This window comes from Pedobacter sp. PLR (genome assembly GCF_026239675.1).
Lineage (GTDB): Bacteria > Bacteroidota > Bacteroidia > Sphingobacteriales > Sphingobacteriaceae > Pedobacter.
Genome location: NZ_JAPIVQ010000002.1, coordinates 317,799 through 340,031 on the forward strand (window position 1 = coordinate 317,799; position 22,233 = coordinate 340,031).

Here is a 22,233-nt window from a genome sequence, read left to right on the forward strand (position 1 = left end):
ATATTATTGTTTTGCGATCGAAATATCTAGTTCAACATCATCAATGACGATTTTGTTTCCACCTTCTAAATTATCTATTAAATTAATTTTATCTGCTAAAATTTCTGAACAAATGTATGTTTTATTTTCAGCTACAGCATTGGCAATCAGATTATCGTTCTGTAAAGACACTGTAATGCGATCTGTAACCTCAAAGTTTAATTCTTTTCTTAAGTTCTGGATCCTGTTAATTAGCTCACGCGATAAACCTTCCTGCTTCAACTCCGGAGTAATGGTCACATCTAAAGCAACCGTTAAGTTACCCAGATTTGTCACCTGCCATCCCGGAATGTCTTCTGCAATGATCTCCACATCAGATAATTGAACAACGTAAGCCGTGTTCGGAATCTGGTACTCACCAGTAGCTTCAAAACCAGCTAAGTCTTCCTGACTCATGTTACTGATCAGGTCTGCAACCAGCTTCATTTCCTTACCAACCTTAGGCCCTAAAGCTTTAAAGTTAGGCTTGATCTTTTTCTTGATGAAACCAGCAGCATCAGTAATATACTCAATCGCTTTGATGTTCGTTTCCGACAAAATCAGCTCTTTTACCAATTCTACCTGCTCCGCAAATTTCTTGTCCAATACCGGAATTAAAATCTTGGCTAATGGCTGACGAACATTAATGCTGCTTTTTTTACGTAAAGAAAGCACCATCGAAGAGATGTTTTGTGCCAGTTCCATACGTTCGTTTAGTGCAGTATCAATTAAGGAACGATCTGCTTCATTCCATAACGTTAAGTGAACAGATTCCACAGCATCCTTAGCCGTCACAGAAAGATTCTGGAACAACCAATCAGAGAAGAAAGGTGCTACCGGAGACATGATCTGTGCGATGCCCGTTAAACAAGTATATAAAGTCTCGTAAGCTGCTTTTTTATCCGCAGTCATCTCACCTTTCCAGAAACGGCGGCGGGATAAACGGATGTACCAGTTACTCAGATGCTCATCCACAAAAGTCTGGATCGCTCTGGAAGCCTTAGTCGGCTCATAACCCTGGTAATTCTCATCAACCTCAGCAATCAGCGTCTGCAATAAAGATAAAATCCAACGGTCTAACTCACTACGTTCAGCAATAGGCGTTTGATTTTCTTCATCAATCACAAACTTATCAATGTTCGCATATAAAGCGAAGAAAGAATACGTGTTGTAAAGGGTGCCAAAAAACTTACGGCGAACCTCATCGATACCATCCGTGTTAAATTTAAGGTTATCCCATGGTGAAGCATTGCTGATCATGTACCAACGTGTTGCATCAGCACTATAAGTATCAATTGTAGCAAAAGGATCTACACCATTGCCCAATCGCTTGGACATTTTGTTGCCGTTTTTATCCAGTACCAAACCATTGGAAACTACGTTTTTAAACGCAACCCCTGGATTTCCTACTTTCTCATTGATCGCTTTAATCTCCTCGCTGGATTCACTTAACATCACCGCAATGGCATGTAGAGTAAAGAACCATCCGCGCGTCTGATCCACACCTTCGGCGATGAAATCAGCAGGATAAGCATTTGCAAATTCTTCTTTGTTTTCAAAAGGGAAATGCCACTGTGCATAAGGCATGGCGCCACTATCAAACCAAACGTCAATAAGGTCTAACTCACGCAGCATTCTTTCGCCGTTATCAGCCGTCAGGATCACATCATCCACATATGGACGGTGCATGTCTTTCAGCTCAAAACCAGCCTCCATATACCCTGCGGCAACAGATTTCTGAATTTCTGCATTCAATTCTTCGATAGAACCGATACATTTTTCCTGCTTACCATCTTCTGTACGCCAGATTGGTAGCGGAGTACCCCAATAGCGCGAGCGCGAAAGGTTCCAGTCTACCAGGTTTTCCAGCCAGTTGCCAAAACGGCCTGTTCCGGTTGCCTCAGGCTTCCAGTTAATGGTTTTATTTAAAGCCACCATTTTCTCTTTTACAGACGTAGTTCTGATGAACCAGCTGTCTAAAGGATAATAAAGGATCGGCTTATCAGTTCTCCAGCAATGTGGGTAACTGTGTTCGTATTTCTTAACGTCAAAGGCCTTGTTGTCTTCTTTTAATTTGATGGCGATTAATACGTCAGTAGGTTTAAAATCAGCAGCAGCACGCTCTTCGTCAGAGTAGTATTCTTCTTTTACATAACGGCCGGCGAAATCAGTCACCTCATCCACAAACTTACCTTGTTTGTTTACGATAGGGGCATCATTACCGTTTTCGTCTTTGATCAATACTGAAGGAACACCGGCCTCTTTGGCAATACGAAAATCGTCCGCACCGAAGATAGAAGCCGTGTGTACGATACCTGTACCATCTTCTGTAGTCACAAAATCACCAGGAATCACACGGAAAGCATTTGTTTCCAGATCATCATTGGTCACATAAGGCATCAATTGATGATAATGTAAGCCAATCAGGTCTTTACCGGTAAATTCTTTAGTGATAGTCCATGGAATCAGCTTATCACCACCTTTATAATCTTCCATCGCAATTGCTGCGGCATCCGCTTTAAAGTGTTTTCCTACCAGATCTTTGGCCAGAATCACACTTACCGGAAGGAAAGTATAAGGGTTAAACGTTTTGACCTTCACATAGCTGATTTTCTCACCAACGGCCAAAGCACAGTTGGAAGGTAAAGTCCATGGGGTAGTAGTCCAGGCAATAATTGCCGTTTCTTCTTCCGCATTTTCAAAAAGCTCAGCCATCAAAGGATGATTCTGGTCTTTTTTAAGGAAAAACTGGGCCGTAATTGAAGTGTCTTTCAACATCTTGTAGGTACCCGGTTGGTTCAGTTCATGAGAGCTTAATCCCGTTCCTGCGGCAGGAGAATAAGGTTGTACGGTATAACCTTTGTATAAAAGGCCTTTGTCGTAGAACGATTTTAAGATCGACCATAACGACTCTATATATTCGCTTTCGTAAGTAACATATGGGTTTTCAAGATCTACCCAGTAGCCCATTTTTTCGGTCAGGTCATTCCATACATCAGTGTATTTCATCACCTCCTCTTTACAAGCCGTATTGTATTCTTCCACGGAAATCTTCTTTCCGATATCTTCTTTAGTAATGCCTAATTTCTTCTCTACAGCAAGCTCAATTGGCAATCCATGGGTATCCCATCCGCCTTTACGCTTTACCTGAAAGCCTTTTAATGTTTTGTAACGGCAAAAAATATCTTTAATCGCACGTGCCATTACATGGTGAATCCCGGGCATCCCGTTTGCTGAAGGCGGACCTTCATAAAACGTGAATGGGTTCGATTTTGAACGCGTAGAAATACTCTTCTCAAAGATATTTTCCGCCTTCCAAAATTCAAGTATATCTTTTCCTATTTTCGCTAGTTCCAGCTGTTTAAATTCCCTATACATCAATCAAGTATCTCCAAAAAATTAAGGTTGCAAAGTTACATTTTTAGAATTTAAAAACGCAGTTTTATCCTCAGCAATACGCCGGGAACCCCCGCAAACCGAAGGTTATTATTATTCAGCTCGTAAATTAGGAAAAAAAATAGATTTATCTATTCCTTAAGGGGGTACAAGCCGATTTCTTTTTAAACAATTGGATTGGTTTTTGTTAACACTAACCGACAAACTAATGACCTCTTATTATGATCAAAATCATGAAACTTCAGAAAGCTGTATTTGCCATTATCCTGGGGGTAATCGCATTGGTTGTCTACATCATCTTGGCGACAAACGATCAGCCTGCGGGCATATATGCACTTGAAATTGCAGGCTTGTTTTTTATGATTGGTGCCATTCTTTTCCTGTATCCTTTATGGACAGCCAAGGAAGATGAACGCGGTAATGTAGAACTCGACCCGGAGAAACAGGAAGACAAGGAAATAAAGTAGGGGACTGTTTTTTTGCCCCCCATAAAAATGCCCCCAAACCGTTCAATTTGGGGGCAGTGTTTTTATTGCTTCTTTAGCTGGATTTTTATTTAAAGCGTAGCTCCCATAAATGGATCAGTAATTCCTGCTTCGCCGGTTTCCACATGACCCGCATATTGTTTGCTAAAATGACCATGGCCGGCAACCTCAATGGAGAAGTCGTACCATGCCCCGCTTTTCTGTAAATCAACAATCACTTTAGCCTTTCCTTTTGCCGGTAAAGCAATCTCCTGTGTCTTGTTCTTTTGATAAGTCAGATCCTTGATGGTTACTTTTAAAGGTGATGAACCCTCATTTTCCAATAATAACTGGATATTTCCTGTGCCTTTTTTGCTCAGTAAACCGGAAACTTCATAACCGCAACTGGTTTTCAAAGCAGGGTCATGCTGGTTTCCTTTAAACTGACGGAAAAATCCATTCGGACCACTGATGCATAAATGATAATGGTCTTTCTCAAAATGGGAGAGTTTCAATTGATCAGTAATGTGATCACCGGCAACCACAGCATAAGACCAGGTTTTCCCCGGAGCCTGCTGATAGTTTACGTTGCTGTACATTAAAAACGGCGCACCCACCGGAACTAATTTCTGTCCGAAATTACCTTTTCCAGACTCAAAATCTACCTGAATGGTTTTTTTTACCGGATCGAGATGTGCATCCGCAAAAAGCTGGTATGGTAAAGCGCAAGCTGGTTTTGTTCCTTTTTCCTGCTGTGGCATGGCCGATGGAGCAGCGGAATCAAAAGCTTCGTGTGTATTTATTTTGGAGATTTCAGCTGGGGTTAAGGCATCCGGTTTTACCTGTGCCGGTTTATTCTTCGCATTCTGAATTCCGGTAATCACCGCTTCTTTTTTCAAAGCGGTTAAAGTGTTCGGTAAATCAGCTTTTGCAGGTCTGAAAACAGAAGTTAAATCCCCGCAAATTGCTCTTCTCCAACTGCTGATGTTTTTGCTTTTTATCTTTTTCCCTGTTTTCTGACCAAGGAAGTTTTCTAAAAACATCAGACAGGAAGTATGGTCGAATACCTGCGAATTCACATAACCGCCTTTGCTCCATGGAGAAGCAACCAGCATGGGTACCCGATATCCCAATCCAATCGGACTGTCTTTTTTCAATTCATAATCCGGTGCAATATCTATCTGCTCAGAAACTTTTCCAGAACCGGCATCGCCTGGTTTCGGAACCACATAAGGCGGGATATGGTCGAAATAGCCATCGTTCTCATCATAAGTCAGGATGAAAATCGTCTTTTTCCAAACCTCAGGGTTTTTCGTCAGGATGTCGATAGCCTCAGAAACATACCAGGTACCATAGAGCGGAGAACTGGTATGGTCAGAAAATCTTTGCGGAGCCACCAGCCAGGAAACAGTAGGTAGCTTCCCATGGTCTACATCCGAACGGAACTGATGAAATATATCATTTTTCGGAATGTTTACCGTTTGCGCATTTCCCTGATCATCAGTAAATGAAAAAGGCGCAAGCTCCATGTAATTTTCCGGCGCATTGATGTTACTGGCGAAAGCTTTGTCGATCAGGTTTTTCTCCCTGTCGCTCAGTTTATTGTATTTTTCGGTCACCTCAGCCGCTGTAAGTGGTGGTTTAGCCGTTTTATCACCGTTTTTCCGGAAGTAAGCGGCAAGTTTTACATTGTAGCGCTTCACATATTCAATGGCATTATCGCCATAATTACCCAACCAATCGTCTACCGTGTCCCCCTGGATATCTGCTGTCCAGATCTCATTCTGGTAGATTTTCCAGCTGACATCATTATCTTCCAGTAATTCCGGGAAAGTATCCCAGTCTACAAAAGCATTTTCACGGGATTCTGCCTGAGAATTGTTAACCGCCGCTATGGAAGTCCCGTTTTGTTCAGGACGAATAGTCCCCGTCCAGAAAAATAATCTGTTCGGAGTGGTACCGGTTAAGGAAGAGCAAAAGTTGTGGTCGCAAATGGTGAAAGCATCAGCCATCGCATAATAAAAAGGAACGTCGGTACGGTCGTAATAACCGAGGCACATATGTGATTTTACCGGTACCCATTTATCATATTTCCCATGATTACGAGCTGCAAGCTGGTCTGACCAGGAATGCGGTAATCCACCTTGCCAGGTGATTTTAGTCTTGTTGATGTCTACATGGAAAGGAGCGTATGTTTTTCCGGCGGCATCTTTCTGTAACCATACCTTATCCTGGTTAGGGAGGGTAAACGTTCTTGGATCATTGAATCCGCGAACCCCTTTGAGCTTTCCAAACATATGATCAAATGATCGGTTTTCCTGCATCAGGAAAACCACATGTTCCGCATCATAAAATGTAGAACCAGGGTCGGCACTAATCGCCATGGCCTTTTGGATAGACATGGGAATAACGTTTGGGAGTCCGGCAGCCCCGGATAACAGGGCTGCGTTCTTTAAAAATGATCTTCTTGAATTCATGTTGGTTTGTAGGTGTGTCTATTCAAATGTAATAAGATTGACCATAAAAAGTAATTTTCTGAATCAGAAATGGCGACTATGAAGCTAAAGATGTTACAAAGCCGGAAATGATCACCTTAACGTAACAATTTTTATAGAAAAGCTTCACATTAGGGCTGCCGGTTTCTCTGGATTTATGTGTATTTTACGTGTTCAAACACCCTAAACTGAATTTTAATATGATAAAGTATCTTGGCAGCGCACTCGTTCTTGGGGGCGTGTTGACAACTTTGCTGAGCTTTGATGATAAGCCTCAGATCAAAACTCCGGTAAAAGCATTGAAAAAAAATAGCCTTACCGACCCTCGTTTCCCGGAAGAAAAAGCGGCCCTAAACTATCGTAATTTCTGTGGCGGATGTCATGGAGAAAAGATGGATGCTTTTGTAGACCGACAATGGAAACATGGAAACAAAAAAGAAGACCTTGTGAAAGCCATTAAACATGGTTATGCCAATGAAGGAATGCCTTCTTTTGACTCTGCATTTAACGATAACGAGATCAAAGAACTTGCAGATTATATTTTAAAAGGCATTAAAAATGTAGACCGTTATACGGGCTCAGGTAAACCAACGGGCAACGTTTTTAAAACTGAAACCATGACCATCCGACTGGACACTGTAGCAAAAGGAATGGATGTGCCATGGGGAATGGCCTTCCTGCCTAACCAGGAGCTATTGGTAACAGATCGTACCGGCAAATTTTATCGCATAGGAAAAGATAAATCACTACAAACTATCAGCGGCGTACCTGCACTTTTAAATAAAGGTCAAGGCGGATTGATGGATGTAGTATTGGACCCTGACTTTGCTCAAAACAAAACCATATACCTTTCTTATGCTAAGCCTAAAACAGAAGATGGTGTGGTGTTGGCGACTACAGCGGTGTTAAAAGCAAAGCTGGAAGGCAATCAGCTAACAAATCAAAAAGATATTTTTGTGGCTAAACCATGGTCGCGCACCCAGCACCATTATGGCTCCCGACTAGCTTTCGGTAAAGATGGATATCTATATATCTCCGTTGGAGAGCGTGGAAATGAAAAAGAAAATCCTCAGGAAATCAAAGGAAATGACCTGGGTAAGATCCACAGAATTAAAATTGATGGTACTATTCCATCCGACAATCCCTTTGTGAAAACTCAAGGCGCGGAAGCTTCCATCTATACCTATGGAAACAGAAACCCACAAGGCATGACGATTCATCCGAAAACAGGAGAAATCTGGGAAAATGAACATGGACCAAGAGGAGGTGATGAGATCAATATCGTACAACCAGGTAAAAACTATGGCTGGCCATTAGTAACCTACGGCATCAACTACAATGGAAAAGTGATTAGTGAGCTCTCTGAAAAAGAAGGGATCACCGCACCAATACATTACTGGATTCCTTCTATCGGACCAAGTGGAATGGCTTTCGTAACCGGAAACCGCTATAAAGGATGGGAAGGAAACCTGCTGACTGGTTCTTTACGTTTTCAGTACCTCAACAGAAGTGTGCTAAAAGATAATAAGGTGACTAAGGAAGAGATACTTTTCAAAAACATCGGGAGATTAAGAGACGTAAGAATGGCACCGGACGGTTATATCTACATCGCAGTAGAATCTCCGGGTATCATTTACAAACTGGTACCGGTTAATTAACGGTAAATTTTTTACTCAGCCATAAGGATAAAGGGAGTAATAGCAGGATGATCAATGCAATATACCAGATGCCAAAAGCGCTGGCCCATGCTGCATTGAGCAGGATAAGGGCAATTACTCCCGCCTTAACTGATTTGTTGATGTTCTCCCCGGTAGGATTATCCAGCGCTTTAAATAAAGGTGTGAAAATCATCAGGTAAAAGGGAATCACAAATAGGATAGTCAATAGGAAATAACCCTTGCTATTGGCAATGAACAGGATACAGGCGATCACAAAAGCGTATAAAAAGGCCGCAAGATATAAGGTGGTTTTACTTTTGTCATCTCCTTTCCTTCTATTGATGATGGTAAGAGCAGCGATGTAAACAATAGGAATAATGGCGATCACCAGCCACCAGATTTCCGGAGATCTGGAAAAAATACTTACACCCAACAGCAGGTTTAAGCCTCTGCATAAGCCCATATTAACAGGCCCCATCACAGTCAGGTGTTTCGACCATTTATCATAAGTTAAAGCTGCAGTCAAAATCAGCAGGGCCAGCACCAGAGAAGTCAGGTTTACTGCTGCTGCTGCAACAATACCCACCGTAAAGCAAATTCCCCCAAATACTGCCGCATCTTTCTGGCTGATTGCCCCACTCGGAATTGGGCGCCCCGGACGTTCTTTCTTGTCTTTTTCTGCATCAAATACATCATTGAAGATCACACCACCACTATAAAGTCCCAGCGTAGAAATACAAAGCAGCAGAATAGGAGCAAGGTGTTCGAAGTCGAAAGCAGTCGTTAAAAAGTACCCTGAAATAGCCACGCCGGCAAGCACATCTGCAACAGACGTGACCAGATTGGCCGGACGAATGATGGTAACATAGGCGATTTGGTTCTTCACAGGATTTCAGTTTAAATTATACGATACTGCTGAAAAGCCAGCTTCCTGCCGTATAACAAAGTAAATTAAGTTTAGGTTGGTTTATTAATGCAAATAAACATATAAAAAACCCTATTTAACCCTAATTTATTCTTTTGGTAACGGTTTTTCTACTGAAAAGAGGTCTTAAGGAGCAGTTTTATTAAAAACGGTCCTTTTTTTCAGGTAAATGCGCCGATCCGGACTTTAAGGGTTGCTTTATTGGGATTAGCACATGTTAAGAAGGGTAGGCTAAGATTTGTAGGAATAAGCATGCGCTAAAACTTAAAACAAATTTTAGCGCATGTATTTCTTGTTGACCGGAGCCATTTTTATTTGCTGAGCAATGCTGTAGCGCACCATAAAATAGGGGCCTGCCCATGAAGATCTCCGGTATTACGTTTCCTGTCCAGATAATACTGACGGTCATTCTTTTTGTTGGTTCCTTCACATACATCAGAAACATCGGCATCCTGATTGATATAGCTAATCAATCCCAGCCAGCCATTTCTGGCCGCTTGTCCATAAATTTCCTTATCCAGCCAGCCGTTTTTAACACCTTTAATCATGGCGAAAGTGAACATGCCTGTTGCCGAAGTCTCCGGCCATGCTTCCGGATCATCTATCAGTTGGTTCCACATTCCGTTTTTACCCTGATATTTAAGTAAGGAAGCCATCATATCGGTGTATCCTTTCATGATTCTAGCTCTGTTGGGCTGGTCTTTAGGCATAGAACTGAGTAGCTCGGCCATGCCTGCCGCCATCCAGCCATCGCCTCTTGCCCAGTAATAGGGTACGTCCGGTGCATGGTAAAATAAGCCATTAGGTTTTTGAAGTTCGTCCAGATAAAACACCATTTCTTTGGCGGCACGGTCGATGTATTTCTTTTCTCCGGTAACGCGATAAGCCTGAGCCTGCAAGGCTGTGATCATATACATATCGTCGATCCATAGCCTGGTTTGCCAGGTATATCCTTTATTGTAAAAATCGTGGGATTCTTCTTTTACCCTGGGTCCTTCAGGCGGTCCCCATTGTTTATCCGCAATAGCGAGGCCCATATCGAGGTATTTCTTGTCTTTTGTCTGCTTGAACAACTCTAAAGGAACAGCGCCAAAAACACTGTAATCCACATGATCCGGTGTCGGAATCATTTTCGCTTCTGCGCCAAAAAATGGTTCAAAGCGATCTGACAGTTGCTTAACGAGGGCTTTGTTTTCCGTGGATTTTGCAAAAGTTAATGCGCCATACCAGGCAACAGATTCCGGATAAGTAATCACCCTTGGCGGTCCTGGTTTATTGAAATTGGTATGGGGAGTAGCCACAAAACGCGCTGCAACCCTGCCACCGATCTCTTTAGGAGAAGCACCTTTCGGCCAGTTTTTCAAATCTGCTGATTTTGATTGGGCATATGAGGTATTGGACCCACAAAAGAGTAACGAAAAGATAAGGCCGGTTACGCGGGTCATGATAGCGCTGTTGTTCATGATGTTTCTATTGTTTACGGTTTGCCTGGTTAGGGTGTTTAAATTTATCTGTTGAGTTTTTACTGGTTCAGGTATTTAAAGTTAGCTTTTATTTGATTTCCCGAAAGGCCTGCTCTTGGTTGATTGCCTTATATTTAACTATTTACGATGATAATTGACTGTTTATGATCATATAGTTTACTAATTTGCTAACTTGAAATAGTAATTTTAATACCGGAATTATTTAATTGCCCGTTCAATTGCTAAAGCAATACCTTCAACTCCTAAAACAACCCGTTAAATTTATAAAATCACAGATAAACATGAAAAAATACCTCTTCTTAACCTCCATGGTCTTTTTGTCCATCTCTTTAAAAGCACAGCATCATCTGCTGAAAATCTGGGAAACGGATAGCGTAGTCAACATGCCGGAATCGGTGTTACATGACCCTAAAGCCAATATTCTCTATGTATCTATTATGGGAAACGGACCGGATGAAAAAGATGGTATCGGTGGAATAGGGAAGATGCAGTCAAACGGTAAAGTGATTAACCTCGACTGGGTAACCGGGTTAAATGCGCCAAAAGGCCTTGCTAAGTTTGGCAACCTCTTATATGCTGCGGATCTGACGGAAGTAGTGGTAATAGATATTGCCAAAGGGAAAGTGATCCGTAAAATCCCCATTGAAAACACCAAATTCTTAAATGACATCACGGTGAGTGATAAAGGAATTGTATATGTATCTGATACCAGAATGAAAAAAATCTTTAAGATCGAAAAAAACGTTCCTTCGCTGTATATGGACAGTCTGAACGGGGTAAACGGATTAAAAGCCATTAAAAATGACCTGTATATCCTTTCCGGTAAGCAATTTCTGAAAGCAGATCAAAACAAAAAGATAACTCAGATCGCTTTGTTACCTGCTGGTGGTGACGGACTGGAGCCTGTAGGAAACGGTGATTTTATCTGCTCTAGCTGGGGCGGTTATGTTTATTATGTAACTGCAGCCGGGAAATGTGACGTATTGCTGGATACCCATTTAGAGAAGAAAAATACGGCTGATATTGGCTATGATCCGGTAAAAAAGATCGTTTTCATCCCTACATTTTATAAAAAAACAGTGATGGCCTATCAGTTAAAATAAGAGAGGTTATTCCCCCCGACTGGCATCCGGTAATATTGCTAATTGTACACAAGGCTGATCCGACCGGTTGCTCCAGGCATGGTTGGTTCCCTTTTGGATCACAATATCACCGGTTTTCAATAAAGTCTCTTCCTCATCAAGGATGAGGTATAGCTCTCCGGATAAAATGATGATGTAATCGAGCGTATCAGTCTTGTGCATTAAGGGATGAGGTGGAGCTGCAGCGCCTGAACCGCCCGGACCTTTGTTTATAATACCGGTATCTTTATCCGGGGGGATGCTCACATACTTAAAATAACTGCCTTGTTTTGGTGGATCCGGAACCAAGGTGTTCTCCACAATCAGTTCCTGTGTTAAATCTACCGGCATCGTATTCGTTGCCCATATGTCGGAAATCAGTAATCCCGGCAAATGTTCTGAAACATTCGTCACCTTTTTATCTTCTACAATTAAAGAACGGCCGTTTTTGTGGCCGGTGACAATTCTTCTGGGGATTGCGGTCATTTTCATGAGTTGCTCTTTTTTGAGGGTATATTATGTTCGTTGGGTAGAAACGATGGGTCAAAGGTGTGGATATTCCTTGCTTCATGATGAGTATGGTAATGGGAAAAAGCAGTATTTATATTGGATGTTGCGGCGCTTGCCGAAATTGTAAATATCTTGCATCATGGAAATCAATCACGAAAACTTCTCTGTAAGTATTATAGAGCATGAAAACTGGAAAAAACGTGGTAAGTCAAGTAATTTCTTTGAATTGGTATATATCCTGGAGGGCGAAGGAGAGCAGTATGTAAATGGGAGTATGCATCACTATAGGGCAGAAGATATCTTTCTATTGCCTTCTGCAAGTTGCAATGGCTATGTGATCGAAAAACCGACGCGTTTTCTATTTATTCGTTTCACCAGCAACTATTTCTCTGACAAGACCTCAGGTTCTGTCAATTACAGTGATTGGTTTAACCGACTCAACTTCATCATCGGAAATTATGACCAGGGGGCCGGCCAACTGATCCCTGATACCACCGATAAAAAACATATAAAATCCTTGCTGAACCTGATTGTATCGGAACATTACAGTGATAACAGCTGTTCTGTTTTTCTGGTGCAAAATTTATTGGTTTCCATTCTCGTCATCATTTCCAGAAATATTGAGAAACAGTTGTTTCATGGACAGTCATTCCCTGAGAAGCGATTCGTCAACATGCTTCATTTTATCCATTATAACCTGTTGGATCAGAAAAAGGTAAGCGTCGAAGGAATTGCTTCGAGGTTTCATGTCTCGGAAACTTATTTTAGTGAATATTTTAAGAGAAATGCGAAGGAAAGTTTCCGCGACTACGTGCTGCGGTCTAAACTGAAAATCGCAGAAGCCCGGGCTACATTAACCAGCAGCTCTTTTAAGGAAATCGCGAATGAGCTGGGTTTTACAGATAGTAGTCATTTGAATAAAATGATGAAAAAGTATTACCAGGTCGGAATGAGAGAAATCAGAAACAAAGTCACTAACATTAGTTAATTCAGGCAGTTTAAATAATATACAAGTCATTTATGAGTAGTCTTCTTAAAAACATATATTCTCCGGCATTTTATCAGCGACTTTCGGAAGTGCTGATAAAAACCATTCCTGCTTTTGATCAAAAGAAATTCACCCTTGAAATCTTTGATGAAGAATTTGAGCGTAAAGAATTGAAAGCAAGAATGAAGCACACGGCAAGAGTGCTACATCAATTCCTTCCTGAGGATTATGGGAAAAGGGTAGACCTGATTGCCGAAATCGTTCAGGCGCTTCGTAACGCGCGCCAGGGGGAAGATGGTCTGGCCTATATGTTCCTGCCGGATTATATTGAAACCTATGGCATCGGTGATTTTGAAAACTCAATGAGAGCTATCGCTTTCTTAACACAGTTTGTAAGTTGCGAATTTGCAGTAAGGCCGTTTATGTTGAAGTATGGCGATCGGATGGTCGCTCAGATGACGGAATGGTCTTTACATGAAAGTTATAGGGTCAGGAGACTTGCCAGCGAAGGTAGCAGACCGCGACTGCCATGGGCAATGGCCTTGCCGGAACTTAAAAAGAACCCCGGACCGGTATTACCCTTATTGGAAAACCTAAAAAATGATCCCTCAGAATGGGTGAGGAGAAGTGTAGCCAATCACCTCAATGATATTGCTAAAGACAATCCGGACCTGGTGATTGAAATCGCAAAGCGATGGAAAGGAAAACATAAAGAGACTGACGCGATCATTAAGCACGGCTGCCGGACTTTATTAAAGCAGGGGCATATCGAAATATTAAAACACTACGGACTGGAAAGTGAACAGGTGGAGGTGAGTAATTTTCAGATCTCTACACCGGTCACGTCAATCGGTGGCGATCTCCGGTTTTCTTTTGATCTTTTCAATGAGCGTGAGGAAGCGCAAACGATTAGATTGGAATACGGCCTGTATTATAAAAGGCAAAATGGCAGCTGGTCTAAAAAGGTGTTTAAAATCAGTGAAAAGAACTATGCTGCAGCGGAAAAAGTGCAGGTTTCCAGAAAACAGAGTTTTAAATTGATTACCACAAGGAAGTTCTATCCGGGAGTACAACAATTGTCAATTATTGTGAATGGTGTAGAAAAGGTGATAAAGGAGTTTGAATTGGCCTAAAAAGACAGGGAATTAAGATATAAACACTGCGCCAGGATAGAAACGATGCTAAATTGTGGTAAACATGAGGGGGTTTGTGGACTTATGCACAGTTTATACACAGTCTATAAACAGAAAGCTAACAGTTTGTCAACAGGTTATCCACAGGGTTTCTCGGCTGTTTTTAATATCTAATGTATTGTTTGTCAGTGCTTAGTCTATTTGTTGTTTTGTTGAAATTGTGGATAACTGCTAAATCTGTGAATTACGCTTTTTGTTAGTTACTCCTGAAATCACCTGAAAACTTTGGATGTGGTAACTGCTATAGGATTCTATCGCGTTCTGTTCGACCTCCTTTCGATATGCATTCGACCTGCGACTAGGTTTACTCAATGGTTGGATAAGGGTTGGATGAGGGTTGGATGATCCTTGGTAGGTTCAGCGGATCTTCCAACCATGTTGCAAAGGTCATGTAACCATTTTGAAATCCTTGAGGGAATCCGGAAGGAAGTCGAAGGGATTCCGAACTCATCCCGAAGGAAGCGGGAGTTGAATTTGGCCTGGCCGGCCTCCGTTGGGAATTTTTGGGCATAAAAAAACCTTCCAGAAGATCTGAAAGGTTTTGGTGGGAAATGAGGGGTTCGAACCCCCGACCCCCTCGGTGTAAACGAGGTGCTCTGAACCAGCTGAGCTAATTTCCCTTTTGGTTGTACTCTTTTTGTTTTGAAACAGCTGAGTGTCTGTTTTTGGTGGGAAATGAGGGGTTCGAACCCCCGACCCCCTCGGTGTAAACGAGGTGCTCTGAACCAGCTGAGCTAATTTCCCTTCTGCTGTACTCTATTTGTATCAAATACCAGCTGAGTAAGCCGTTTCCGTTTAGCAAAGTTTCCTTCGTTTTGGGATTGCAAATATACACCCTTAAATCAGTTTTGCAAAAATATTTTCAACTATTTTATGATAATATATCTTCCAAGACCTGATGTGAGCGGATTTCTCCGAAAGAAGCTGTGTGTAAGGTATAGTAAATCAGTATTTTATCGAGGATTCTACGACGCGTTTTATTATCTAACTTTATTTCAATTATTTTTTCGAAAGGCAAAATATATAGTGAAATAAACAGTGCAGCATCGTCCTTGTCGATAAAATATGGATGCACCGGAGGCAAAGATTTAAACTCACCTTCCTGTAAATCGAAATAACTTTGGTCACTTTTCGTCTTTGTACTCGGTGCAAAACCGAGATAACGCGATAATTTTAGGAGAAAAGCAAGGTGGAAATTCACATTTGAGCCCTGCGATTCGTCAAACCAGCACACCGCGTTAAAGATAAAATCAAACAAATACTCATCAGTCATCTGCTGACGGATGCTTTTATACAGCACCTCATTCAGGAACATGGCCATCGTACTTTTTAAGATATCATATGGAATGTTGCGAAAAATAGGGGAAGGTCTCAGTTCTGAGACCCGTTGAATACTGGAATTTACTTTATGGTAAACTACCATGTCCACCAGATGTAAGGGCTGCAACATATTCATCCTGATCTTTGCTCTGGGCTTTTTGACCCCATTGATCAGGTAAGATTGCATTCCGAATTTCTCCGTAAACATCTGCACTACCACACTACTTTCACTATATAATGTCGTTTTTAATACAATTCCACGTGTTTTATGCAGCATGAGCGATTTTTGGGTAGAAAATGATCAATCCAATCAAGATTGCAGTAATAGCGGCAATCAGCACGGCTCCGGCGGCCACATCTTTAATGATTTTTGCTTTCGGATGGATATCCGGAGAGACAAGATCCACCAAAACCTCTACTGCAGTATTGAACAATTCGGAGAGTAATACAATCCCGGAGGCTGTTACAATCCATAGCCACTCTGAGGTATTCAGCTGAAAATACCATCCGGCAATGCCGACAATCGTCAGCGCACATAAATGAAATCTGAAATTAAATTGGCTCTTGCCGGCGTAAGCGATTCCAGAAAACGCGTAACCAAAACTTCTGATAAATTTAGTCATAGCTGCGGTACAAACCCTATTTTGTATTCCTGCAAAGTACGTCATGCTTTCCTGGATATCCAATTATTAAATACGCGAAATCCCTTTTAATATTTATTAATAGCTTTTTTTGCTGTTAAAATTCGCCAAAGACTTCTATTGTGAAGAGTAAAATGGTAAATGAAGATGGAAAGGATAGCTTTATCGAGCCTGCTGGGGTATGGCCAACCGATCATAAGGGAGTCATGACTGTGTTTAAGCTCAAAATAATCAAGAGCCAAAATTAAAATAACATTACCTTTGGCGATCATTTAGCCGAAGGTAATGTCTATGCAAAAAAACGAGTTACATCCAAGAAACAAGCACCGTTCCAGGTATGATTTTCCGGAACTGATTAAAACATTGCCGGAATTGCGTCCTTTTGTGGCGGTAAATCCTTATGGTGATGAATCTATTGATTTCTCAAATCCCATGGCGGTGAGGTTGTTGAATAAGGCGTTACTTAAACATTTCTATCAGATAGAACATTGGGATATTCCTGAAGGTTACCTTTGTCCGCCGATTCCGGGAAGAGCAGATTACGTGCATTACCTGGCGGATTTACTGGCTTCGGTAAACAGAGGAGCAGTGCCGGAAGGCGCGAAAATTAAAGGGCTGGACATTGGTGTTGGTGCCAACTGCATATACCCGATCATCGCACATCAGGAATATGGATGGTCTTTTGTAGGTTCAGACGTAGATGCGTATGCGGTAAAATCGGCTAAAAATATAGCAACGATTAATCCGTCTTTATCGGCTTCCGTATTTCCTAGATTGCAGGCACATAAGAATCAGATTTTTAAAGGGGTGATTAAACCCGGAGAATTATTCGATTTCACAATGTGTAACCCTCCTTTTCATGGTTCGCCGGAAGAAGCACAAGAGGGATCACAACGAAAAGTAAGGAATTTAGGTACGCAGAGAGGTAAGACTCCTGTGCTTAATTTCGGTGGTATGCAGGCGGAATTATGGTGTGAAGGTGGTGAAGTAGGTTTCATCAGAAAGATGATTCAGGAGAGTGCAACGATCGGTAAACAATGTTTCTGGTTCAGTACACTGGTTTCTAAAAGCATGCACCTTCCATTTATATATGCTGCGTTAGATAAGGTTGCTCCGGTACAGATTAGAACGATAGAGATGGCACAAGGGCAGAAGATCAGTCGTTTTCTAGCCTGGACATTTTTAACGCCGGAAGAGCAGGAAAGCTGGAAGGCAACCCGCTGGTCGCAAAAGAAAACTGCTGAAACGCAGGATGAAGCTGTTGAAGCGTAAAATACTGCTGCGGAAACGGAAACTGAGGATAAAGAAAGTAAATAAGATATAAAATAAAGAAGGCAACGGGGGCTTAAAAAATAAGCACCGTTGCCTTTTTGTTTTTGAAAGCGCCAAGTGGCGCTTCCGTTTCTATATGTTTAAAGAATAAACTGTCACTTTCTTTGAAGCGCTTTTTCATCATACAATAAAGGTGAAGACATTTGATCCAGTTCAGGGCAGTGGCTTTATCTTTCCATATTTCAGGGTATAAAAACACCTCATTTCCTTGAATCCGGATTACATTTTTCTCTTCCAGTTCTTTTACATTCGCAATGATTTTTGCGGTTTGCGCCGCCAGATTAGCGGTATTCAGGACTTTCTTTTTTGCGTAAATCATCGGTATTATTCTAATAATAATTCGTCATCTTCATCGTCGGTCAGGCTCAGTTGAATGGTGTCAGTACCAGCAATTCCTTCAATGGAACCGCGGATATGAGCGGCATTCAGCATCACTTTTTCCAGTTGTTTTTCTCTTGCTTTCCATAGTTTTTCCATGGCATCACGTTCCTTCTGAATGGATAATTTCATGCTCATAAAACCTTCTCTGATGGCTTTCCATTGCTCAGAAAACTCATTGCTGGTCAGGTAATCGTATAACATGTGCATTTTATCACCACGGTTCTCCTGTGATTTTGTAGCGCCAAACAGTTTTACAATACCATCCCTGAGAATGTAGGAAACCGCTTTTACCTCATCAAAAGAACAAATCCATACCCCATCTTTTTCGCCAAAGCAATCCATTCCTTTCGGGTAGCATTGGGTTACAATCACCGCGACATCTACACCCATGCTGCGCATGTCTTTCTTCAACTTCTCAATCCATTCCATAGAGAAATCTTTGGTACGCTTACTTTCATAAATGATCTTTCCGCATTCCTGACCAAACTGATTTCTGACATGGTGGACACAGTCTGCACCTCTTACGCCTTTACCTACCTCAGAAATAAGGTCGAAAGGGAAGGCGTTGCGCAATAGTTCTTCTAAAATCAACTCCTGAACTTCTCCCTGCAATTGCATAGATCCCTGTTCTGCCTTACGCTTCATTTCTTCCGCCAGCTTTTTCTGATCGTCCAGTTGCTTTTCCAGTTCTTTTACGCGGAGCTGGTGCTCGGTATCTTTAAGGTTATTCTTTTCTGTCTCCTGCTTTCTGATCTGCTCGATCATTTCCGTACGCTGCTCCTGTAGCTTACGGTGAAGCTGAAGTTCCATCTCTTCTTCTTTTTCAATCATCGCCTTCTCCTTCATCAGGAAATCCAGCTCTTTTGCACGGGCAAGTTTCAGCTTTTCTTCTGCTTCCTTATGTGCATTGTCCATCATAACCAGTTTGTTCTCAAAATCACTGGCAATACTTTTCCTCAGCGTTTCTTCCAGGGCAGTCTGCAGGATCTTCTTTTCCTCCGCCAGCTTTTGCTCAAAGGCTTGCACCTGTAACTTCTGCTGTTGCTCAAAGCTCTGTTCCTGCTCCTTTTGTTGCTGTGTTAATTTGCTCAGTTTCTGCTGATATTCCTCATCCTTTTGCTTCGTAAAAGTAAGCATCTTCTCTCTGAGGTCTTTTTTATACTCCTCAGCCATTACTTCTTCTATTGGAAAAGTATGCGCGCAATTAGGGCATTTTATTTCTGTTGACATATATTATGATGGAGGGTGATGAATAAACTTTCTGCGAACTTCATAGACACGTTTCTGGCTTCCTCGTCTGAAATCTGGATGCTCATAGAACCGTCGAAATCTATGCGTTCTAATACTTTGATAGCAGTACCAATGGTGATTTGTAATTTTTCCAGGTATTGCAGGAATACCGTAGAAGTGTCTTTTACCGCTACTACCTGACAAATTTCCCCTTCTTTTACCTCCGAAAGGAGGATTTTCTCCAATACGGGAAGGTCGCCGTTGGCTTTAGGAATAGGATCACCATGTGGATCAAATTCAGGGAATCCCAGGAACTCTTCCAGCTTATCTACCAGCTTGGCAGACTGGATATGTTCCAGTTGTTCGGCTACTTCATGAACTTCATCCCAACTGAAATCCAGTTTGTCATAAAGAAAAGTTTCCCATAAACGATGCTTTCTTAATATTTCAAGGGCTTGCTGTTTTCCGGATTCAGTGAGTAAGATCTTTCCGTATTTCTTGTAATTGACCAGCTCCTTTTCCTTCAGCTTTTTCAGCATATCCGTGGCGGTAGCAGGCTTTACGCCTAAATGAGCCGCCATTTCATTGGTGCCAGCCTCAGGCTTGTCCTCGTTTTGAAAGCTGAGTTTCAATAAAGCTTTTAAATAGTTTTCTTCCGTGTAAGATAGCATGGTACAAATATAAAACAATAAATGTCAAATAACATTTGTTAGGTAAGTCTAACTTTTATAGTTTTGTAATGTTTTGTTAGTCTAACTTTTATTTAAGAATATATCATGAGAGCAGTTTTTAGCCGATCCTTTGTTTTTTTTCTACTGTTAGTCAGTAGTTTATCTGCTCTTGCACAAAAGGGTGTGCTCTCCGGACGGGTGATTTCGGAAGGGAATCCGGTTCCGGGGGTCAATATTAGTATCGGTCAGCTGGCTATTGTAGCCACTACCGACAGCGCCGGTTTTTATGAATTGCCGGCGGTTAATGCAGGGGGCTATAAAGTTCAGGCTTCGGCAGTTGGCTTTAAGAAGATGGTAAAAAGCATCGTCCTTAAATCCGGAGAAACGCTGCGGTTAGACTTCGATCTGAGTAATTTTCAGAATGATTTGAATGAGGTAGTGGTTACCGGAACGTTGAAAGAGGTGAACCGGCTGGAAAGTCCGGTGCCGGTAGAGGTCTATACTCCCGCTTTCTTCCGGAAAAACCCAACACCCAGTATTTTTGATGCCCTGCAAAATGTAAACGGTGTAAGGCCACAATTGAACTGCAACATTTGCAATACAGGTGATATTCATATTAACGGTCTGGAAGGTCCTTATACGATGATTTTGATTGATGGGATGCCGATTGTGAGCAGCTTGTCGACAGTTTACGGCCTTTCCGGCATCCCGAACTCCCTGGTAGAGCAGATCGAGATTGTGAAAGGTCCGGCTTCTTCTTTATATGGCAGTGAAGCTGTTGGTGGACTAATCAATATCATCACTAAAAAACCTCAGCATGCGCCTTTGTTTTCTGCGGATATCTTCGGGACTACTTACGAGGAATTAAATGTAGACCTGGGCTTGAAAACTAAAGTCGGCACAGCAACTGCACTGACTGGTGTAAACTATTATAAATTCGGGAATGTGGTGGACCATAACCATGATAATTTCACCGACGTGACCCTGCAAGACCGGATTTCTGTATTTCAGAAATGGAATTTCCAGCGTAAGGATAACAGGTTGTTTACAGTTGCAGGTCGCTATTTATATGAAGACAGATGGGGAGGTGAAACGAATTGGAATAAATCCTACCGGGGCGGGAACGAGGTGTATGGCGAAAGCATTTATACGGAAAGATGGGAGTTGATTGGAAACTACCAGCTGCCGGTAAAGGAGAAATTGTTCTTCGCTTTTTCTGTGAATAACCATGATCAGGATAGCCGCTACGGGGATAAATCTTATATCGCTACGCAAAAAGTAGCTTTCGGACAGCTGACCTGGGATAAAAAGATCAAGGCCCATGATTTATTGGTGGGAACGGCATTGCGTTATACTTACTATGACGACAATACGCCGGCTACGGCACTGAATAATCCGGCGAAAAACATCTTTCTGCCGGGGATATTTGTACAGGATGAACTGCGCCTGAGTCCGAAACACACAGTGCTCGCGGGCTTCCGATACGATTATAATTCTTTACATGGTCATATCCTGACCCCAAGGGCCGCTTTTAAATGGAAGCTGAACGACCAGAATATCCTGCGTTTAAATGCAGGAACAGGCTTTAGAGTGGTTAATATTTTCACCGAAGACCATGCCGCCTTAACCGGTGCCAGAGATGTGGTGATTGCCGCAAAGCTGAAACCTGAGAAAACTTACAATGTGAACCTGAATTACCTGCGGAAAATGTATGCCGCCGATGGTACTTATTTCGGTATTGAAACCTCTGCATTTTATACTTATTTCAATAACCGGATTATTGGGGATTTCGATACCGATCCGAACAAGATTATCTATAATAATCTGGATGGTTATGCGGTGAGCAAGGGCTTTACAGCCAATCTGGATCTGGCCTTAAACAATGGACTGAAAGTCGTAGTGGGTGGAACTTATCAGGATGTGGCGACTTATGAGCATGGGATAAAAAGGCAGCAGATTCTGACGGAGAAGTTTTCCGGCAACTGGGCGGTTTCTTACAAAATCAGGGCACTGGATCTCGGGATTGATTATACCGGTAATATTTACAGCCCGATGCGACTGCCATTGGTTGGTCCGCTGGATCCAAGGGATGAGTTTTCTCCGGTATGGAGTATTCAGAATATCCAGTTTACTTACACTGGATTCAAGCGTTTTGAACTCTATGGCGGTATAAAAAACCTGTTGAACTGGACACCTAACCGCGGAAATCCATTTATCATCGCCGGTGCGAATGATCCTTTTGATAAAAACGTGGTTTACGATGATCAGGGAAAAGTAAAACCCACGGAAAGTAATCCTTATGGCTTAACATTTGACCCGAATTATGTATACGGACCCAATCAAAATATCAGGGGATTTTTTGGCATGAGGTATACCATAAAATAATAGGAATAGTTTAACTTTATG

17 protein-coding genes and 2 tRNA genes are annotated in these 22,233 nt (G+C 41.9%); 7 read left to right on the top strand and 12 right to left on the bottom strand.

Annotation, left to right across the window (positions count from 1 at the left end; translation table 11 throughout):
* Nucleotides 1-3: 3 nt before the first annotated feature.
* Complete coding sequence (gene ileS, locus OQX61_RS04970) at nucleotides 4-3,396, bottom strand: isoleucine--tRNA ligase (RefSeq protein ID WP_265840572.1); 3,393 nt, start codon at nucleotides 3,394-3,396, stop codon at nucleotides 4-6.
* Nucleotides 3,397-3,647: 251 nt separating this feature from the next.
* Here ileS and OQX61_RS04975 point away from each other — a divergent pair, with 251 nt between their 5' ends.
* Nucleotides 3,648-3,881, top strand: coding sequence for an isoleucyl-tRNA synthetase (locus OQX61_RS04975; protein ID WP_265840573.1), 234 nt, complete (start codon nucleotides 3,648-3,650; stop codon nucleotides 3,879-3,881).
* 89 nt (nucleotides 3,882-3,970) lie between these two features.
* Here the strand turns inward: OQX61_RS04975 and OQX61_RS04980 are convergent, their stop codons facing one another.
* On the bottom strand, nucleotides 3,971-6,355 hold the full coding sequence (locus OQX61_RS04980) for a phospholipase C, phosphocholine-specific (protein ID WP_265840574.1): 2,385 nt from the start codon (nucleotides 6,353-6,355) through the stop codon (nucleotides 3,971-3,973).
* Nucleotides 6,356-6,573: 218 nt separating this feature from the next.
* Between OQX61_RS04980 and OQX61_RS04985 the strand changes: the two genes are divergently transcribed.
* Entirely contained in the window at nucleotides 6,574-8,031 is a 1,458-nt protein-coding gene (locus OQX61_RS04985) for a PQQ-dependent sugar dehydrogenase (protein WP_265840575.1), read from the top strand.
* Here OQX61_RS04985 and eboC read toward each other — a convergent pair.
* Nucleotides 8,024-8,917, bottom strand: coding sequence for a UbiA-like protein EboC (eboC, locus tag OQX61_RS04990; RefSeq protein WP_265840576.1), 894 nt, complete (start codon nucleotides 8,915-8,917; stop codon nucleotides 8,024-8,026). The two genes, OQX61_RS04985 and eboC, sit on opposite strands and share 8 nt — an antisense overlap.
* Nucleotides 8,918-9,267: 350 nt before the next feature.
* A complete protein-coding gene (locus OQX61_RS04995) occupies nucleotides 9,268-10,419 on the bottom strand; it encodes a glycoside hydrolase family 88 protein (RefSeq protein WP_265840577.1) in 1,152 nt (383 codons plus the stop codon).
* 302 nt (nucleotides 10,420-10,721) lie between these two features.
* Here OQX61_RS04995 and OQX61_RS05000 point away from each other — a divergent pair, with 302 nt between their 5' ends.
* Entirely contained in the window at nucleotides 10,722-11,543 is an 822-nt protein-coding gene (locus OQX61_RS05000) for an ATP-binding protein (RefSeq protein ID WP_265840578.1), read from the top strand.
* Between the two features lie 6 nt (nucleotides 11,544-11,549).
* Here OQX61_RS05000 and OQX61_RS05005 read toward each other — a convergent pair whose 3' ends face one another.
* Complete coding sequence (locus OQX61_RS05005; protein WP_265840579.1) at nucleotides 11,550-12,053, bottom strand: cupin domain-containing protein; 504 nt, start codon at nucleotides 12,051-12,053, stop codon at nucleotides 11,550-11,552.
* Between the two features lie 157 nt (nucleotides 12,054-12,210).
* On the opposite strand from OQX61_RS05005, the gene OQX61_RS05010 reads away from it, so the two are divergent.
* A complete protein-coding gene (locus tag OQX61_RS05010) occupies nucleotides 12,211-13,059 on the top strand; it encodes an AraC family transcriptional regulator (protein WP_265840580.1) in 849 nt (282 codons plus the stop codon).
* 32 nt (nucleotides 13,060-13,091) lie between these two features.
* The gene (locus OQX61_RS05015; RefSeq protein WP_265840581.1) at nucleotides 13,092-14,192 is read left to right on the top strand and encodes a DNA alkylation repair protein; all 1,101 of its coding nucleotides are present in this window, start codon (nucleotides 13,092-13,094) and stop codon (nucleotides 14,190-14,192) included.
* Between the two features lie 602 nt (nucleotides 14,193-14,794).
* Here the strand turns inward: OQX61_RS05015 and OQX61_RS05020 are convergent.
* From OQX61_RS05020 to OQX61_RS05035, 4 genes are all read right to left on the bottom strand, one after another.
* Nucleotides 14,795-14,872: transfer RNA gene (locus OQX61_RS05020), tRNA-Val, on the bottom strand.
* 46 nt (nucleotides 14,873-14,918) lie between these two features.
* Nucleotides 14,919-14,996, bottom strand: a tRNA-Val gene (locus OQX61_RS05025).
* A 127-nt stretch (nucleotides 14,997-15,123) separates the two neighbouring features.
* Nucleotides 15,124-15,849 (bottom strand): DNA repair protein RecO, encoded by a 726-nt coding sequence (recO, locus tag OQX61_RS05030; protein ID WP_265840582.1) that lies wholly within the window; start codon nucleotides 15,847-15,849, stop codon nucleotides 15,124-15,126.
* Complete coding sequence (locus OQX61_RS05035) at nucleotides 15,839-16,195, bottom strand: diacylglycerol kinase family protein (protein WP_265840583.1); 357 nt, start codon at nucleotides 16,193-16,195, stop codon at nucleotides 15,839-15,841. The genes recO and OQX61_RS05035 overlap by 11 nt, the downstream gene beginning before the upstream one ends.
* Before the next feature lie 303 nt (nucleotides 16,196-16,498).
* Here OQX61_RS05035 and rlmF point away from each other — a divergent pair, with 303 nt between their 5' ends.
* On the top strand, nucleotides 16,499-17,485 hold the full coding sequence (gene rlmF, locus OQX61_RS05040) for a 23S rRNA (adenine(1618)-N(6))-methyltransferase RlmF (protein WP_265840584.1): 987 nt from the start codon (nucleotides 16,499-16,501) through the stop codon (nucleotides 17,483-17,485).
* A gap of 73 nt (nucleotides 17,486-17,558) precedes the next feature.
* Here rlmF and OQX61_RS05045 read toward each other — a convergent pair whose 3' ends face one another.
* From OQX61_RS05045 to OQX61_RS05055, 3 genes are read right to left on the bottom strand one after another with little or no spacing between them, the layout of a single operon-like run.
* On the bottom strand, nucleotides 17,559-17,864 hold the full coding sequence (locus OQX61_RS05045; protein ID WP_265840585.1) for a hypothetical protein: 306 nt from the start codon (nucleotides 17,862-17,864) through the stop codon (nucleotides 17,559-17,561).
* Nucleotides 17,865-17,869: 5 nt separating this feature from the next.
* Nucleotides 17,870-19,156 carry a DUF2130 domain-containing protein gene (locus OQX61_RS05050; RefSeq protein WP_265840586.1) on the bottom strand — a complete coding sequence of 429 codons (1,287 nt, stop codon included), beginning with the start codon at nucleotides 19,154-19,156 and terminating at the stop codon, nucleotides 17,870-17,872.
* A complete protein-coding gene (locus OQX61_RS05055; protein WP_265840587.1) occupies nucleotides 19,141-19,827 on the bottom strand; it encodes a metal-dependent transcriptional regulator in 687 nt (228 codons plus the stop codon). The genes OQX61_RS05050 and OQX61_RS05055 overlap by 16 nt, the downstream gene beginning before the upstream one ends.
* Nucleotides 19,828-19,932: 105 nt before the next feature.
* On the opposite strand from OQX61_RS05055, the gene OQX61_RS05060 reads away from it, so the two are divergent.
* Entirely contained in the window at nucleotides 19,933-22,212 is a 2,280-nt protein-coding gene (locus OQX61_RS05060; RefSeq protein WP_265840588.1) for a TonB-dependent receptor, read from the top strand.
* The last annotated feature ends 21 nt before the right edge of the window (nucleotides 22,213-22,233 follow it).

Bases quoted from the DNA above. Each gene is read 5' to 3' on its own strand.
- ileS (WP_265840572.1), bottom strand. From the start codon at position 3,396: ATGTATAGGGAATTTAAACAGCTGGAACTAGCGAAAATAGGAAAAGAT.
- OQX61_RS04975 (WP_265840573.1), top strand. From the start codon at position 3,648: ATGAAACTTCAGAAAGCTGTATTTGCCATTATCCTGGGGGTAATCGCA.
- OQX61_RS04980 (WP_265840574.1), bottom strand. From the start codon at position 6,355: ATGAATTCAAGAAGATCATTTTTAAAGAACGCAGCCCTGTTATCCGGG.
- OQX61_RS04985 (WP_265840575.1), top strand. From the start codon at position 6,574: ATGATAAAGTATCTTGGCAGCGCACTCGTTCTTGGGGGCGTGTTGACA.
- OQX61_RS04995 (WP_265840577.1), bottom strand. From the start codon at position 10,419: ATGAACAACAGCGCTATCATGACCCGCGTAACCGGCCTTATCTTTTCG.
- OQX61_RS05000 (WP_265840578.1), top strand. From the start codon at position 10,722: ATGAAAAAATACCTCTTCTTAACCTCCATGGTCTTTTTGTCCATCTCT.
- OQX61_RS05005 (WP_265840579.1), bottom strand. From the start codon at position 12,053: ATGAAAATGACCGCAATCCCCAGAAGAATTGTCACCGGCCACAAAAAC.
- OQX61_RS05010 (WP_265840580.1), top strand. From the start codon at position 12,211: ATGGAAATCAATCACGAAAACTTCTCTGTAAGTATTATAGAGCATGAA.
- OQX61_RS05015 (WP_265840581.1), top strand. From the start codon at position 13,092: ATGAGTAGTCTTCTTAAAAACATATATTCTCCGGCATTTTATCAGCGA.
- recO (WP_265840582.1), bottom strand. From the start codon at position 15,849: ATGCTGCATAAAACACGTGGAATTGTATTAAAAACGACATTATATAGT.
- OQX61_RS05035 (WP_265840583.1), bottom strand. From the start codon at position 16,195: ATGACTAAATTTATCAGAAGTTTTGGTTACGCGTTTTCTGGAATCGCT.
- rlmF (WP_265840584.1), top strand. From the start codon at position 16,499: ATGTCTATGCAAAAAAACGAGTTACATCCAAGAAACAAGCACCGTTCC.
- OQX61_RS05045 (WP_265840585.1), bottom strand. From the start codon at position 17,864: ATGATTTACGCAAAAAAGAAAGTCCTGAATACCGCTAATCTGGCGGCG.
- OQX61_RS05050 (WP_265840586.1), bottom strand. From the start codon at position 19,156: ATGTCAACAGAAATAAAATGCCCTAATTGCGCGCATACTTTTCCAATA.
- OQX61_RS05055 (WP_265840587.1), bottom strand. From the start codon at position 19,827: ATGCTATCTTACACGGAAGAAAACTATTTAAAAGCTTTATTGAAACTC.
- OQX61_RS05060 (WP_265840588.1), top strand. From the start codon at position 19,933: ATGAGAGCAGTTTTTAGCCGATCCTTTGTTTTTTTTCTACTGTTAGTC.